Below are 507 nucleotides of genomic sequence, written 5' to 3' on the forward strand. Positions count from 1 at the left end.
TACCGCCTGGCCCGCATCGGCGTCGACGCCGGTCGCATCACGCAACTGGAACTGCGCAGCACCCGCGCTGCGCTCATCGCCGCGCGCGGCATTGCCGTGGACGCGCGCCTGGCGCGCGTCGCGGCGGAAATCGAGCTGGCCCGCCTGGAAGGGCGCGCGCCGTTCATGGAGGCCCAATGAACCTGTCCCGTCCGATCTCCCTTGCCGCCAGCCTGCTGCTGGCACTCCTGCCTGTCGCCTGCGCCGGCGACAGGCAGGCCGCCCCGGCGGCCGATGACGCGCACGACCGTGGCGCCGAGGGCAAGGACACAGCCCACGCACCGGTGGCCAAGACCGATGCCACTGCCCGCGCGGATGCCGAAACCGGCGACGTGGTGCGGCTGACGCCGCAACAGATCGCCGCCTCCGGCCTGGACGTGGTCGCGGTCGGCCGCGGCGGCGGCGCCTCGGTGCGCCTGGCCGGCCGGGTCGAACCGGCAGTGGGCGCGCGCGCCTCGGTCGCCTCGA

General features: G+C 75.3%; 2 pseudogenes. Both read left to right on the forward strand.

From position 1 onward, the window contains the following. Window positions 1-180, forward strand: a pseudogene (locus tag D588_RS25560) (TolC family protein); the annotation flags it as partial. Next, a pseudogene (locus D588_RS25565) lies at window positions 177-507 on the forward strand (efflux RND transporter periplasmic adaptor subunit); the annotation flags it as partial. The pseudogenes D588_RS25560 and D588_RS25565, both read left to right, overlap by 4 nt.

It is taken from the genome of Xanthomonas sp. SHU 308, from assembly GCF_000364645.1.
GTDB lineage: Bacteria > Pseudomonadota > Gammaproteobacteria > Xanthomonadales > Xanthomonadaceae > Xanthomonas_A > Xanthomonas_A sontii.